General features: G+C 31.1%; 12 protein-coding genes. 2 read left to right on the forward strand and 10 right to left on the reverse strand.

Annotation, left to right across the window (positions count from 1 at the left end; all coding sequences use genetic code 11):
• Positions 1 to 1480 precede the first annotated feature (1480 nt).
• A complete protein-coding gene (locus AC5KOD_RS17585) occupies positions 1481 to 1603 on the reverse strand; it encodes a hypothetical protein (protein ID WP_496915889.1) in 123 nt (40 codons plus the stop codon).
• A 410-nt stretch (positions 1604 to 2013) separates the two neighbouring features.
• Here AC5KOD_RS17585 and AC5KOD_RS17590 point away from each other — a divergent pair, with 410 nt between their 5' ends.
• Entirely contained in the window at positions 2014 to 2970 is a 957-nt protein-coding gene (locus AC5KOD_RS17590; RefSeq protein ID WP_496915890.1) for an LPXTG cell wall anchor domain-containing protein, read from the forward strand.
• A 167-nt stretch (positions 2971 to 3137) separates the two neighbouring features.
• Here AC5KOD_RS17590 and AC5KOD_RS17595 read toward each other — a convergent pair whose 3' ends face one another.
• Together AC5KOD_RS17595 and AC5KOD_RS17600 are read right to left on the reverse strand one after the other, a co-directional pair.
• On the reverse strand, positions 3138 to 5081 hold the full coding sequence (locus AC5KOD_RS17595; protein ID WP_496915891.1) for a glycoside hydrolase family protein: 1944 nt from the start codon (positions 5079 to 5081) through the stop codon (positions 3138 to 3140).
• A gap of 286 nt (positions 5082 to 5367) precedes the next feature.
• Positions 5368 to 5799 (reverse strand): GtrA family protein, encoded by a 432-nt coding sequence (locus tag AC5KOD_RS17600; protein ID WP_496915892.1) that lies wholly within the window; start codon positions 5797 to 5799, stop codon positions 5368 to 5370.
• 480 nt (positions 5800 to 6279) lie between these two features.
• On the opposite strand from AC5KOD_RS17600, the gene AC5KOD_RS17605 reads away from it, so the two are divergent.
• A complete protein-coding gene (locus AC5KOD_RS17605; RefSeq protein ID WP_496915893.1) occupies positions 6280 to 7224 on the forward strand; it encodes a glycosyltransferase family 2 protein in 945 nt (314 codons plus the stop codon).
• A gap of 123 nt (positions 7225 to 7347) precedes the next feature.
• On the opposite strand, the gene AC5KOD_RS17610 is transcribed toward AC5KOD_RS17605, so the two are convergent.
• From AC5KOD_RS17610 to AC5KOD_RS17640, 7 genes are all read right to left on the reverse strand, one after another.
• Positions 7348 to 7983, reverse strand: a complete 636-nt coding sequence (locus AC5KOD_RS17610; protein ID WP_496915894.1) for an acetyltransferase — start codon at positions 7981 to 7983, stop codon at positions 7348 to 7350.
• A gap of 409 nt (positions 7984 to 8392) precedes the next feature.
• Positions 8393 to 9607 carry a nucleotide sugar dehydrogenase gene (locus AC5KOD_RS17615; protein WP_496915895.1) on the reverse strand — a complete coding sequence of 405 codons (1215 nt, stop codon included), beginning with the start codon at positions 9605 to 9607 and terminating at the stop codon, positions 8393 to 8395.
• Positions 9600 to 10850: a lipopolysaccharide biosynthesis protein gene (locus tag AC5KOD_RS17620; protein ID WP_496915896.1), complete on the reverse strand. Its 1251-nt coding sequence runs from the start codon at positions 10848 to 10850 to the stop codon at positions 9600 to 9602. Before AC5KOD_RS17620 ends, AC5KOD_RS17615 begins: the two co-directional genes overlap by 8 nt.
• Position 10851: 1 nt before the next feature.
• Positions 10852 to 11967: a glycosyltransferase family protein gene (locus tag AC5KOD_RS17625; RefSeq protein WP_496915897.1), complete on the reverse strand. Its 1116-nt coding sequence runs from the start codon at positions 11965 to 11967 to the stop codon at positions 10852 to 10854.
• A gap of 3 nt (positions 11968 to 11970) precedes the next feature.
• Positions 11971 to 13062 carry a glycosyltransferase family protein gene (locus AC5KOD_RS17630; RefSeq protein ID WP_496915898.1) on the reverse strand — a complete coding sequence of 364 codons (1092 nt, stop codon included), beginning with the start codon at positions 13060 to 13062 and terminating at the stop codon, positions 11971 to 11973.
• Between the two features lie 3 nt (positions 13063 to 13065).
• Positions 13066 to 14205, reverse strand: a complete 1140-nt coding sequence (locus AC5KOD_RS17635) for an O-antigen polymerase (RefSeq protein WP_496915899.1) — start codon at positions 14203 to 14205, stop codon at positions 13066 to 13068.
• Complete coding sequence (locus AC5KOD_RS17640; RefSeq protein ID WP_496915900.1) at positions 14192 to 15460, reverse strand: glycosyltransferase family 4 protein; 1269 nt, start codon at positions 15458 to 15460, stop codon at positions 14192 to 14194. The genes AC5KOD_RS17635 and AC5KOD_RS17640 overlap by 14 nt, the downstream gene beginning before the upstream one ends.
• Positions 15461 to 15492: the final 32 nt, after the last annotated feature.

The raw sequence follows: 15492 nt of genomic DNA on the forward strand, positions 1-15492 counted from the left end.
CAATTAATAACAGATATATTCCTATTTTTTGCGAGTGATCCTCATATTATTTGAGTTTTACTATTCAATTTAAAGCACCAGAATTTGACATAATTCTATCAAATAAGAGCTTAATAAACAGATCATCCAAATCTAGCTATTTCTCAATAGTTAAATTACCACAAAAATACTCTAATTTCTAGCAAACTCCCAAAATGTAGGAACGCCAGTGATTAGAGCGAGTAATGTACTGATAATGAGCCAGTTGATCTCCGAATACCCTGATAGCAAATCGACAGCCTCAGATAAGAGCGATCTAACTAATGAGTAGTCTCCCGTTAATTAGGATTACATCTACTTAGTCATTAATATCAGTAATTTCATTCGAGATAATCCCTTTATCCAGATTTCACGGACATTCTTAAAACACTGCTAACCCTTTTTATCTTTTTGATACCACAAATAAATGACTCAATAGTTGGAACTAATTATAGCAGTACGTATAGAATGGTGTAACTTCCAAATTAATATAGATTGTTTTTAATTGAAAAAAAAATTTTCCATCTAACTCATGCCTTTTTGAGTAGAATTTGTATTCATTCATTGGCAAATTCTCTGTAATTACCGATCTAACAACCTTTTAAAACAAAAACGAGTCACGACTATAGCAAAAAGGCACGAGTTAGGCCCTTTTACAAATAGTGAAAACTGTGTAAAGATAGTAATAAGTATCTTTAAACAGTTTTCTATCTTCATCAAGAGTTCATTTAAAATAACACACGCTCATTTATATTATCGTTTAATGCGCAGTCAGTTGACATGATCCATGGACTGATTCAAGTGAACAAAATCGGCTAAAAAGGCTGTTATATCAGTCTATAAAACCTAGTCATCCATCAAATTGACAGCCTCTGATTTGTCAACTAATCATTGACATGAGCGATATTTTTTCGTTCATTTAAATAACAAGTTTCAAGATTAGTAGATGAAGGATGAGTCACTCATTGAAATGCGTATTTTAATAACAAGTGTTCCAGAAACACACTGGCATAAAAGTGTTTCAGGCGACATGATCGTCTAACTGCTTGAGTTGTTCTAAACCACCCCAAAACACTGTAATATCAATCTTTAATCTCTGATCACTCGTCAACGTAACAGCCTCTTACATGTCAACTAATTGCTGACATGAGCGATATTTCTTCATTCATTTAAATAACAAGTTTCAAGATTATTAGATAAAGGATAAGTCACTCATTGAAATACGTATTTTAATAACAATCGTTCCATAAATCCACTAGCAGAAAAGGGTTTCAGGCGACATGATTGTCTAACTGCTTGAGTTGTTCTAAATAAGCCCAAAACACTGTAATATCAATCTTTAATGTCTGATCACTCGTCAACGTAACAGCCTCTTACATGTCAACTAATTGCTGACATGGGCAAAAATTTCTTTCTTAATTAAATAACTGTTTTATGAATCCATCACTTGAGTTAGTAACTTCTAGATCCCTTCCACTAACAATTTCTCCATCACCTCAAAAAACTCTGTCTCAAACGTCACTGTGGTCACTGACACCATCATCTTTACATACGGGATCGTCCCAAATACAATCCGTATCTTCAACGATTCGTCCTAAAAACTCATGTATGTGAAGTGGTAAGTTAAGTCAAGTGATTGTTTAATTAAAAAATATGGATAGGAGCCTCTCAAATTGTTTGTTATACGCCAATTTGAGAGGCTTTTTTATATCGCAAGAATTGTGCCAATTACGAAGAAAAGGAAATAAAATAATTGAAAAAAGAATTAGTTTTGTTCATTTTTGAAAATTTTCTATTAGCTTAGCTCCTCATTTCAATCTCCCATCCCCTCTATCTTTCATCAATTTATACACAATTTGAAAAATAAGCTAGACTTATCGCTTTTTAAATGTTACATTTGTATTACAAAAAGATTTCTTTAATTACTTTAAGTTACGTATACATTTCTTAAAAGTCAATTGTAAGAAATACAACTAAATTTATGGAGACCTTATTATGAGATCAATGATCATTAGTCTTTTGTCTTTGGTACTATTACAACTTCAACCCATGGTTACTTATGCGAACGAAGCTTCGCCTAATCAAACTAAGACAATATCCCTATTTGCGAAAAAGAGTGACAATATTACTTATGACAACTATGTAGAAAATAAGAATCTTCCCAGTAAAATAGCGGGCGACTGGACGGCCAGTATTGATGGAAGCTATCGGCATCTTTCCCTATCTGGTCAAAACTTAACCTTTAATACTACGACATACTCTATCATCGCTTACGGCGTTACTGGGAGCACTTATACTCTTTTCTGGGACAGAGACTCCTATATTTTCAATTATGGAAATCCAGCACCATGGACTCCTTCTTCCTATCAGTTTAGCTACAATACCAAATTAGACACAATCGAAGTCGGAGCAGTTAGTTATCAAAGAGCAGGCACTATTATTCAAGATAGAGCGACAACAGATGTAAAAAACTATCAAAATGTTTTCTCAAACTATACTTATGGCCAAGATCTCCCCGCTGTATTACAAGGTAAATGGGAAGCTAACATTGACGGTGAACAACAACTGTGGACTTTTTCGAGTCGATCATTGATCGTAAACAATCATATTTATGATTTTACTGGCTATAATAAAGAAAAAAGCACTTATACACTTACATGGGATGAGAAATCATATATAAAAAAATATGGAACTCCAACTATTTGGAATCCCTTTCCTTTTACTTGTCACTACAATGAATCTGATGATACTTTAGAAGTAGGGACAGTGATCCTGAAACGTTTGGCAAGTAGCAATCAATCTGATAGGAAAGTAGTCATTAGAGATGAGACGACGGGGGGCTTTATTAAATTACCTCAGACTGGTGTAAAGACTGAGATATTAATTTCTCTTGTTGGTGTATTGCTTCTTTTGAGTTTGGGGGGATGGTGGAGAAAAAGGCAACAAATATAACTGATAACATATTAACTTTCAGCCTGCTATTTTTTAAATCTCCCAAAAAACTCTGTTACATAGTTAAATGCTAACTATGTAACAGAGCCTTCCTCTCAGAATCCAAAACTAATAATTGACGTATTGCTGGGAACATAAACACTATAGTTCATATTTACAATCTCGTTTTATATCCCTAAAATTGGAGCCGGATTCTTATACGGTCCCCAAGTTCCAGTTTGCACACTAAAATGTAAATGAGGGCCTGTGCTATCACCTGTGTTTCCAATCTTACCAATTTGTTCCCCTTGAACGACCTTATCGCCAACTTTTTTCATTCGTTGAGACATATGAGCATAGCCTGTCATATTGCCATCATTATGCTTTACAATAATATACTCTCCAAATCCACCAGATTGAGCTGTAGTCATAGATTCCACTACTACCCCATCCTTAGAAGCAAAGATCGGCTCTCCCATTGCTGCACCAAAATCAATCCCATTATGATTTTGACCCCAACGTGGTCCAAAATAAGAGGTAATCGGCGTTCCTTTGCGAACAGGCAAGGCATAATTAATCGTGCTTGGCTTAACAGTAGTTCCTCTTACGTCCTGTTCCACTACCCACTGATTCAGCTCCTTCAATTTATAAATTCTAACACTATTTGATCGTTTTACAATACTTTGCATATCGACAATTGTATAGCTCTTACCTCTTGCTGATGGCGAAATGGCAGAAAGATCATAATACTGACTTGCATTAGATTGTAACATTCCATAACTATTAACAGCTAAGTACGGGAATGTTGTGCTTTGCGCATTAATATCTTGCTCCACTACCCACTGATTCAACTCTTTTAATTTGTATATCCGGACACTATTTGACCGTTTCACTATACTTTTTTGATCCACAATTGTATAGGCTTGGTTTCTAGCATTTAATGGAATCGTGGAGTTATCAAAATATTTGCTGGCATTGCTACTCAATATAACGGAAGAATGGTTAGCCACATAAGCAAATGTCGTCTCTTGCTTCGTCATATCTTGTTCTACTACCCACTGATTTAACTCCTTTAATTTGTAAATTCTAACACTATTCGAGCGCTTCACAATACTTTTTTGATCGACAATTGTATAGGCTTGATTCCTAGCAGCTACTGGGATTACCGTTTCATCAAAATACCTACTAGCATTACTATTCAGCATAACAGAAGAATGGTTAGCCACATAAGCAAACGTCGTCGCTTGTTTTGTTAAATCTTGTTCTACTACCCACTGATTTAACTCCTTCGGTTTGTAAATTCGAGCGCTATTTGATCGTTTCGTAATACTTTTTTGATCGATAATTGTGTAGGCTTGGTTCCTAGCAGCCACTGGGATTACCGTTTCATCAAAATACCGGCTAGCATTGCTGTTCAACAAAACTGATGAATACTTGGCCATATAAGAAAAGGTCGTTACTTGTTTCGTCACGTCTTGCTCTAACACCCATTGATTCAATTCCTTTAGTTTGTATATTCGAAGGCTGTTTGATTGTTGAGTAATATTTTTTGTTTCAATTACGGTGTAAGCTCCTCCTCTTGCTGCTGCAGGAATAACTGACCCATCATAATAATTAGTCGCATTAGTGATTAGAATGATTGAAGAAAATAACTCAATCGCTGGATAGGTCGGGCTAGGATTAGTTACTGTGGTCAATAGTAACTTCACTTCATCATTTCTTCGATTTACTAATCCTTGTAAGACAGAACCTCCCGCATAAACATTTTTTTTCATCTGAGTCCCTACATTTTGCCACTGATTACTGTTAATAAAATTTAATAGAGTCGCATCATTTTGTAAGATATATGCACCTAAATTGAAATGAAAACTCGCTAAAGCATCAAACTGATTCTGATTAAGGTTAACACTAATTACTTTTTTCATATGAGCAACATGACTGATAATGTCTTCTTTAAGATAGGCCTCTGCTTGTGCCTGAGTTATTGTCATTCCACTTGTCACACCTTTTGTATGACCATATCCAATTGTCCAAACACCAACCGAATCTTTGTACGAAGTTAATCGTACGCCTTCCCATTTTTTAATTAAATTAATGCCATTTCGGGATAATACCATCTTTTCATTTGCCATTATTAAACCACTCTCTTTCGTGTATGTTATTTTTTCATACCACGTCTGGTATATTTAACGAATATAATTTATACACTCTTATCATAAGGTGGATTCACAAGTCAAAACGGTAAAGAAAATGAAGGGTTATGGTAATTTGTCTGTGTGGGTCTTTCAATTCACTAAAAAGTGGAGAGATTTTCGAAAAAATTTTGTATAAAATTATCCAAATAAAAATGACAAATAATTGCTTTGCACAATAATACATACGCACAACTAATTATTTGTCATTTTTCAATCTATTTTATTATTTTTTAAAAATAAACCACTTACTAAAAGCATAATTGATTATTAGTACTACAATATTTGCTAACACTTTAGCAATCGTAGCATTTATACTTAACAAACTAACACAGACATACATTACCAATAAATCGATTAACAATGAAAGAAGTCTAAAACCAATAAAAGACAGTAGCTCTGTAATCAATGTTCTAATGGAGATATTTTTACTTTCAAACACATATAATTTGTTAGAAATGTAAGCAAATAAAACTGAAAAAGCCCAGGCAATAACAGTTGCAACAGAATATGTGACTCCTAGAATACTATTACATAACCAAAAAACAATAATATTTATCGCAGTCGTAATGCCACCCATCACTAAGTACATAAAAATGGCATATCTCTCTTCATTCATAAAATTAAACGACATTAAGTATTGCTTCAACTTTTCCATTTGAAAACTCCTTTTAAATAAATTCCTGTATTTTTTCAAACATCGTCATACTTTAAAGTAAATTAAAGTTCTGAATCCGTATTTAGTTTTAGCCTTTTACGATTTCAACGTCTCACGAAATCAACGCGAGTCACTTGTTTCATAATTTAGACAGTTCTTCAATCAGTCTTTTCTTTACTAAGCCATTACAACACATGTTCAAAAATAATTAAGACCCTGACCTATATCATTAGTCATTGACTATCAACAATAAACTTAATTTTACACTATTTATTTCCTTAAACCAAGGAAACGATGGTCTTAAATTCAGTTAATCAAACATACATGACTCAATTAGTGATCAAAACAAAGAAGTAATCTTTCTTCATAGAGTTGAATGAACTGACGTCTTAAAGTATACTAACAAGGTAGGGTTTATTTACTAGTATAGTTTATCTAAAACTACATTTATAAATAAACCAGAAAGGAATTTAAACACTGATGTATAAAACATTATCAATAATCATCCCCTGTTTCAATGAAGAAGAAGCTATCCCACTTTTTTATAAAGAAATGGAAAAAGTAAGAGAAACTTTGCAATATCGTTTTGAGTATATTTTTGTTAACGATGGTTCTATAGACAAATCTTTAGAAGTTATCAAGTCTCTACACAAAGCTGATAAAAATATTCGCTATATCTCCTTCTCAAGAAACTTTGGAAAAGAATCAGCAATTTATGCTGGATTACAGAATTCGACTGGTGAACTTATTACGTTAATGGATGTTGATTTACAAGATCCACCCGAATTACTTCCAGAAATGATTGAATTATTAACCAGTAAATCTATTGATTGCGTCGGAACACGTCGCTCAGATAGAAAAGGAGAACCTCCGATCAGAAGTTTTTTTGCTAAACAGTTTTACAAATTAATAAATAAAATCAGCGACACAGAGATGGTGGACGGTGCTAGAGATTTTAGATTAATGACACGTCAAATGGTTGATGCCATTTTAGAATTATCAGAATATAATCGCTTTTCTAAAGGGATTTTTAGCTGGGTTGGTTTCGAGACAGAATATATCTCTTTTGAAAATCGTGAACGACAAGTTGGTGAAACTTCTTGGTCCTTCTGGAAGTTACTTGACTATTCCATTAATGGTATTGTAAATTTTTCTGATACCCCCCTAAATATTGCCTCATTTGTTGGCGCACTTTCTTGTGTCTTTTCAGGTATTGCGTTAATTTTTATTATTATTAGAGCGATGATTTATGGCGATCCCACTTCTGGTTGGCCTTCTATGGTATCTATATTTTTATTTGTTGGTGGGATGCAGCTCTTAAGTTTGGGTATTATTGGAAAATATCTTGGCAAGATATTTATGGAAACAAAAAAAAGACCTATCTATATCATAAAGGAAACTGAGAAAGATAGGACAGAATTATAGAACCGAATACATAATAATGATTACTTCTTCATTCACCATCTCTGTGAATGAAGAAGTATCTAAAAGAAAATTTGATGAACTCAATGGCTACATTTAATATACAGAAGCTATCTTTGATATCAATTAATGCCTTGCTTTACAAGGGTTACCATAAGCAATCGTATTATCTTCTATATTTTTTATCACAACACTTCCAGCACCAATAATAGTTTTATTACCAATTTCTAATCCTTGAATCACGGTAGAGTTAGTTCCGATATGACTATGATATCCCACCCTAATACTTCCGCTAAGAGTGGCCCCAGGAGAAATATGTGAAAAATCACCAATTTCGCAGTCATGCTCAATGATCGCTCCTGTGTTAATAATAGTATTTATTCCAATTCTTACATCAGTATTTAAAATTGCTCCTTTACCAATAAAACTCCCTTCACCAATATTAACTCCTTTAGAAATTATAGCACTAATATCTTTGATAACTGGAAAAGAAAAACCAATTTTCTTAGCTTTTAGAAATAATCTTTCTCTAACCTCCGAGTTGCCAATACTTCCTAATGTAATAAAACAATTTTTCACGCCCTCTTTATACCAGTAGCCCAGATCTTCTTCTGTACCAACAATTGGATAAACACTCACTTTTCTTCCTTTTTTTTCAACTAAATCAGTAATTCCCACTACATTGTAAACTCCTGCTCTCTCAATGGTATCTATCACACTTTTACAATGACCGCCACCACCCATCAATAAAATAGGGATCATCAATTTTCCACCTAACCTTTTTATAGGATATGATTCAAAAAGTTTTCTCTTTATACCTCTATAAGAAGTAGAGAAACTAACAATTCGACAAAAACATACATAGCTTCAGTCTTACTCGATTAAAGTAATATCTGGAAGAAAGTTTTATCAACAATATTTAGATCAAATTAATTATTAGCTGATTTTCAAACATCTAATAAATTAAACCAAAATTTTCTATTTATAAAATATTAACTTCTCCATCCACATTCTTTCATTAAACCTTGCCCATAGCGTCCATTTCAGTTCGCTGGTCTTTTTATCGGGGCATTATATATAACGTCTTTTAATAACGCTAAACCGTATCAATTACTTCTGATCATATACCTAATATTTACATTATTTCTCATTCTAACTCTCCATAGTGTTTCTATAATTTATATGTAAAATCAAATAGATTGTGTATATCCAAAACTACTTTATTAGCTAATACTTCAGCACTGTCCTTAATTTGTGAATGTGGTACCATCAAAACAAGAAGCTCACTTTTTTGTACAAAAGTTGTAAAATCAAATTCCTGTGTATCCACTATTTTTTTATTAATCATAGGATCATAAACTCTAAATGGAGTGGCAAAGTTTTCTTCCATTTTTTCAAACATTTGCAGTGTTGGACTCTCTCTAAAATCATCAACATCTTGTTTATAAGAAAGTCCATAAATACCTACTTTGTTTTTATCTAGTATACTATGTTCTTTCATAATATCATGAATTCTTTTCAAAACAAGTTCAGGCATTGACTCATTTATTTCCAACGCCGTAGATATTATCTTTGTTAGCCTAGGATAGTCACCAACTAAGAACCATGGATCTACAGGAATACAATGGCCCCCCACTCCTGGACCTGGGTTTAGAATATTTACTCGTGGATGCATATTTGCAATTCTAATTATTTCATGAACATTAAGATTGTCGTAACGAGCAATCTTAGTAAGTTCATTAGCAAATGCTATATTAACAGCTCTAAATGTGTTTTCCACAACCTTACTCATTTCAGCTGTTCGTATATCCGTACAAACAATTTCAGCTTTACAAAACGTAGAATAAACAGCCTTTACTTTTTCAGCAATCTCAGGTAAGTCTGCCCCAATAGTTCTAGAATTGTTCTCTAATTCAACAATCATTTTCCCTGGTAAAATTCGTTCAGGAGCATGCACTAAAAATATATCTTCATTCAGTGTTAAATCTGACTCTTCAATTAAAGGCCTAATGAATTTATCAATTGTTCCAGGTGACACAGTTGATTCAATCACTAAAATAGTTCCTTTTTCACAAATATCTAAAATTTGTTTTGTTGCAGATATAACATATGAAGGATCAATTTTCTTATTTTGTTTATCATAAGGGGTTGGAACTGTCACAATATAGAAATCAGTTGATACATAATTATTAGAAAAAACAATTTCTTTTGACAAGGCCTTTTTAAATAGTTCTTCTAAACCTTCTTCTTCAAAAGTTAGCTCTCTCCTACTCAATTTTGAAACTACCTCTTCATTATAGTCAGTACCAACAACTTTGTTACCCGCAGCAGCCAAAATTAAGGCTGTTGGTAATCCAATATAACCTAAACCAATTATATTAATCATTTTTTTCTCCTCTACTAAGTAAGAATAAGCAAAAATACAAAGCTAAATATGCACATGTATTTATTACCGAATATATTATCAAAAATATTTTAATATCAAGTGATAGGCCCAAAGAAATTATATAACTTAAAACTGAGCTTGTTAAAAACAATATTTGAAAAAATAACTCCAAGTTTTGCCTACCAGCAATAATAAAACCTTGCGTTAACGCACTAACAACCAACCTAACTCCAAACATGGGGGCTAAAATTCTTGCATACTCTCCAGCTACATACCACTCTGAACCAAAAAAAGTTTGAAATAGTATAGGACCGAAACACATTAATACTATTATCATAGGTATTGCCATACTTGCTAAGAAAATTGTTGACTTAAAAAATGTATTTTTAAAATTACTTGTATTTTTTTTTTCTTCAAGTGCGTCTCTAAAAAAAACTTTTGAAACATTGGCACTAACAAGTGATAAAGGAAGTCCTAGAATTCTAAATGTGATGGAATAAAATCCAAGAGCTTCCAATCCATACAATATAGAAATAAAAAAATTTAGAATTGAGTAAGACAAATTATTGGTAATATTAGCTGGCAAAGAATATATAGGAAATTTTTTATACTTTTTAAATGTTCTAAATGTACTAGCCCAAGAAAATTTGAGTTTAAGTTTATCTCTCCTAAGGCTCTGTAGTTGTTTTTTTGTTCCAAATAAAATTCCAATTATCTGAGAACTAATCATCCCCAGTACGCCTAGCTTAAAAAAACCAAAAGCTAACAGGAAAATATTCTGACTAGACGTCCTGACAACATTTATTTGTGAAATAAGCTTATACTCTTTCATTCTATTATTATACCCTATTAAAATATTGGTTACTCCCATAAAAAATAGTAGTAGACTAATCATCAAAATCATTGGTAAAGTATAATTTACACTAGAATGAAATGTATAAATTGATAAACTAAAACTTATTATCACTACACTTATTATAGACGATACAATAGATGTACTAATTAATTCAGTAACATCAACTTCATCGCATGTCACTATTGCAACATCATATTTCCAATTAATAACTGAACCAAAAATAGATGTAACTGTAAGAACCAACGCATATTGCCCCATCTCTTCGACCGAATATATTCTCGTTATAAAAGGTGAAATTGCAACAACTACTAGTTGAGCGATAATTGAACCTAAAGCTAACTGAAAAATAGATTTAAAAAAACTTGAACTTTTCAATTTATCAATCATATTAGTGCTCCTCCAGAAGAGTAAGAAACTTTTCTGTTACAATGTTAATGTCATAATCATTTAAATCCACTAAAGTCTGTTTACTATAATCTCCTTGAATAAATAATTTTAAATTTTCAAGATTATCATCCGAAGGCATAATAGATAATATAGGGCGTTTGGTCAAAGCATAATCTATAAGTTTAGATGGTATTTGTACGCCTGATAAATTTTCCAAATTTATTAAGAAATCCATTTTACTAAAGTTATATATCAATTCTAGACGTTCAATAGGCTCATGTATAACAATTTTCCCTTTCATTCTTTCTTCATATGGACGCAATAAATTATAGTATATATTGGAATCCTTTTTTGTATATATTTCAAAAATAAAATCTTCTTCCAATTGTTCTAGATGGTCTAATAACTTTCTAGGATTTCTTATATCTGCATAAAATGTTCCAGCATATCCAAATGTAGGAACATCATTTCTCCTATATTTTCCAATATTAGCTTCATTTAAATCAAAAGCCTGTGGTATTATTTGTAACTTTTCCGAAGGAACATAGGGATAGTAATAAGATAATGATTCGATAATAGGCACAGTTATATAATCAAAGACATTCAACACAGCCTTTTGAATGTCTTTAAAATAGAACGCTCGCTTTACTTGATAACCATAAAAAGGGTCACCCAAATCTAAGATTTTTCTTCCGCTCCATTTTATTCTATTTAAGTATTTAGAAGTATAGTATGCAGTATAAAATGGTAATGAAATTACAATGATTCTATCATAGTCATTAATATCTATTCTTTTTAACGTTTCAAGCAAATATTTTCTTCTTGTAAGAAACGGTAATTCCCCAATAAAATACAATAGAAATTTCAAAATAAAACTGAAAAAATAATGTTTTTTAATTCGATTTTTAATTGTTACTTTAGTAGGTCTAGTTAATTTATTTGGTGCACTGGCGGTTTCTAATTCAAAATTCGATTTATAGAATTTTTTTTCTTTAGAGGCAATTACATCTACTTCATATTCTTTTCTTAAAAGACCTTTGTAAAGCTCAAAACTTCTAAATGCTCTAGGAACTTGATCGGGATAAAACCAATGCGTCACAATTAATATCTTCTTCAACTACTACTTTTCCCCTTTCCTAATAAATTCACATTCTTTTTCTATAGTACGCGTTGAAAAATAAGATTTATTTTTTCGAGTTGCTACTTGTAACGGAATATTTTTTCTGATAAAGCTATTATAGTCCTTAAAACTATTATCAATTAAATAAACATTTTCAAAAGATAAAAAAATCTCTTCTGTGACAGCTATTCTAGACGTTATTGTCGGTATACCAAACGTTGCCAATTCACACGCCATAACCCCTTGTGTATCTTGTCTAGTGGGCATTAATGCTGCTTTACTTTGGTTTATATACCTAGAAAGCTCATCGTGTGTTAATTCTGTATCAATAATCATCATATTATCTGGTTTGCTATTATAATTGAAAAACTGTCCTTTTCCTATAACTAAAAAAGTTAGGTTCGAATTATTTAATGCTAAATCACTTATTAAGTCTATACAATAAGTTGACTGATCAAAATTATTACGTATTGTAATAAAATCATATTTTAATGGGTAGCTAGGTTTGTAACTATTCACTTCAAAAAAGTTTCCTACAGAATTATTAATGACTTCAAAATTTATTCTTTGATTTTTATCTAATTTAAAACTATTCATTACTTCATTCGCAAACCACTTACTAACAAATATAGAATGAATATTGGAATTACTAAGTAAATATTTTTTCCATACATGCAACTTAATAAAGTCATATACATTTTGAAATAATCGTTTAATTTCATTTCTCATATAGTTATATGGCTTAGGATAGTATTTATTAATATATAGTATCTCATGACCATGAAAAAATAGAATTATTTTACAAAATAAGCTTTCATATTTCTTTAAAACTTTATAATGATGTCTAAGATTTGGAGCGTGGCATATTAGGATTGAGTTAAGCTCAATATCACAAGAAAATTTTTGATCTAAGTTATCTGAGTTAGTCACATGAACACCATCAATCACATAATCTTTACCTGCAGTAAAACAAATCACTTGTATTTGAAAACCTTCAGAAATGTACCTAATATGTCTAGTATGGACATAATTCATTTTTCTTTCGCCATCCAAATTGGGATACGCCTCAACCAAGACATATATTTTTTTCATAAACTATGAACGCCTCCTACCATTAGTAAAAATCAAACCAAAGGCACTCCATAAAGAAGGCTCTAGCCAATATGAAGAACTTACCAATAATCTACTAAAAGCAAAAATAAGAAATACATTTATCAAGAATTTAGTATTCTTAGAGCATCTTTTAATACTAGATATCATCCAATTTACAGTTAAAATAATAAGTGGAAATGCAAAAAAACCAAAGTCTAAGAATAATTCAAGAAATATATTATGTGGATAAAGAAAATTCGTATTAACACTAAAATAACCAACCCCTACTGGCATTAAATTATTATTTTTTATTGTTTCTAAAGCAAACAAATATAAACTATCTCTACCAGAAGAAATCACGTCAAAATCATTATTTTCTATCATAGCTTTAATTTTAAATAGAGAATAAGAAGTAATTCCTTTGGAAACAAGAAAACTCCAGACCCAATTGACGAGGGCTTTATATGTGTATAATATAATAGTAAATAAACCCAATAAAGCTCCTGTTTTTAACATTTGATTCTTTACTCGTTTTGTAACATCTTTAGACATAAAATAATAAACAAATATCAGCATCATACTAACGGCTGACATTCTATTTCCATATACTAGACAAAAAATCATTAGAAAAAAAGACCACAAAATGAATACTGGTTTAAACCTAACATCACTGTTTACTATCAAATATAACAATGATGCGACCAAAATAAATGTAAGATCTACCCCAATAGACATATAATTTATTTCTCTCTTAAAAAAATATATTTCGAGAAAAATAATTAGAGAAGCAAATAAAGACACTACTAGAAAAACTTTTGAAAAAATATTAACATCTGATATTCCAGAAAAAAACCAGTAGTATATAAAGCCAAATTTGAAAAAATTCAAATAGATTTCCAGTACACTAGCAGTATTTCCGAAAAAAACAGCACTAAACAAAAAAAATATACTTATAATTAAGAGTGTAAAAAAAATTCGTAAATTTAATCCATTATTCCATAAAAATAAAACAATGAGAAAAATTGTTACTACATAGACAATACTTCCTGAATTAAAAAAATTTTTCATTGGTATTAATAATGTTCCAATAAAGATTAATACGGAACATAGAATACTATTCAGAGTTTGGCTATTTCTTATCATAATAATATCCTTCCGTCTTACACAAAACCATTTCTAATTCATCAGTTAAAGTTCCAAAATCAAACTGTTTAGCAACTTCTTTAGCATTTTCGCCTAACGTCTTAGCAAAATGAGGATTATTAATTATACTTAATATAGCATCAGCTATATCATTAGCATCGTTACTAACCGATTCAATTCCGCACTTATACTTTTCTAAAACTGAATACCCCATTTTTACAGTAGACACTACTGTTTTTCCTGAAGCTAAGTATTCAAACAACTTATTAGAACTGTTTCCTCTTGACCAATCATATAAATTTTCAGAATAGTGTAGCAAATTCAAACTTGATCTACTAAGAATATATGGTATCTTTTCTTTTTCAACACTACCTTTTATAATTATATTAGTTAAATTCTTTTTCTTTATTGATTCTATCAATCTATTTTTTTCTGAACCCTCTCCATATATTAAAAAAATAATTTCAGTGTTGTCTTTTAACAATTCAGCTACTTCAATCAACTTATTAACATCATTAACTGGTCTCAGAGATCCAGTATAAACAATCTTCTTTTTCTCATTTTCTAAATCAATATCAAAGAAATAATTTTTTTCCAAATCATAATATTTATTTAAATTCACTCCATTATTTATATAAAAAATTTTATTTTGATCAATATCTCCGCCTGTATCCAAAGTCCAATAATTCTCCCTCAAGTAGTCAATATCCCCTTCTTTAGTAAAAATTATCGCATCTGTACTCCTATAAATCCAATGCTCACCTCGCATGAGCATTCTTCCAAGAAGATGATTTCGCGATAGCTTACTAAATTTGAAAATTGCTTCTGGCCACAGATCTCGAATTTCACAAACATTTGGAATTTTAAATTTTCTAGATAGAAATATTCCTCGTAGCATTGTCAGCGGATGAACACTAGAACCGATAATGATATCTGGCTTTCCTTCCTTTTTTGCAACATGTTCACCTATCCCCTTCATTCTAAAATAAAACTGCATCATATTTATTATTCTGCTAAAACTATTTTTACTATATTTTTTGGTCGGAACAAAAATAAACTTTATCTCATCTATATTATCTTGCATATATTTTCCATAAACTGGCATACTTTCATTATTAGTATGGCTAACGTTTGAACAAAATATAGTTATTTCATATCCCTTTTCTATAAGTTTACGAGCAAACTCATAGTGTCTTCCACCTCTATTAAAATACATATCAATAGCATAATGATTCAAAATCCATATTTTTTTCACTAGCTAATCTCCTACTCATTTAATACTTTCAA

This window comes from Vagococcus sp. WN80Y (genome assembly GCF_059621045.1).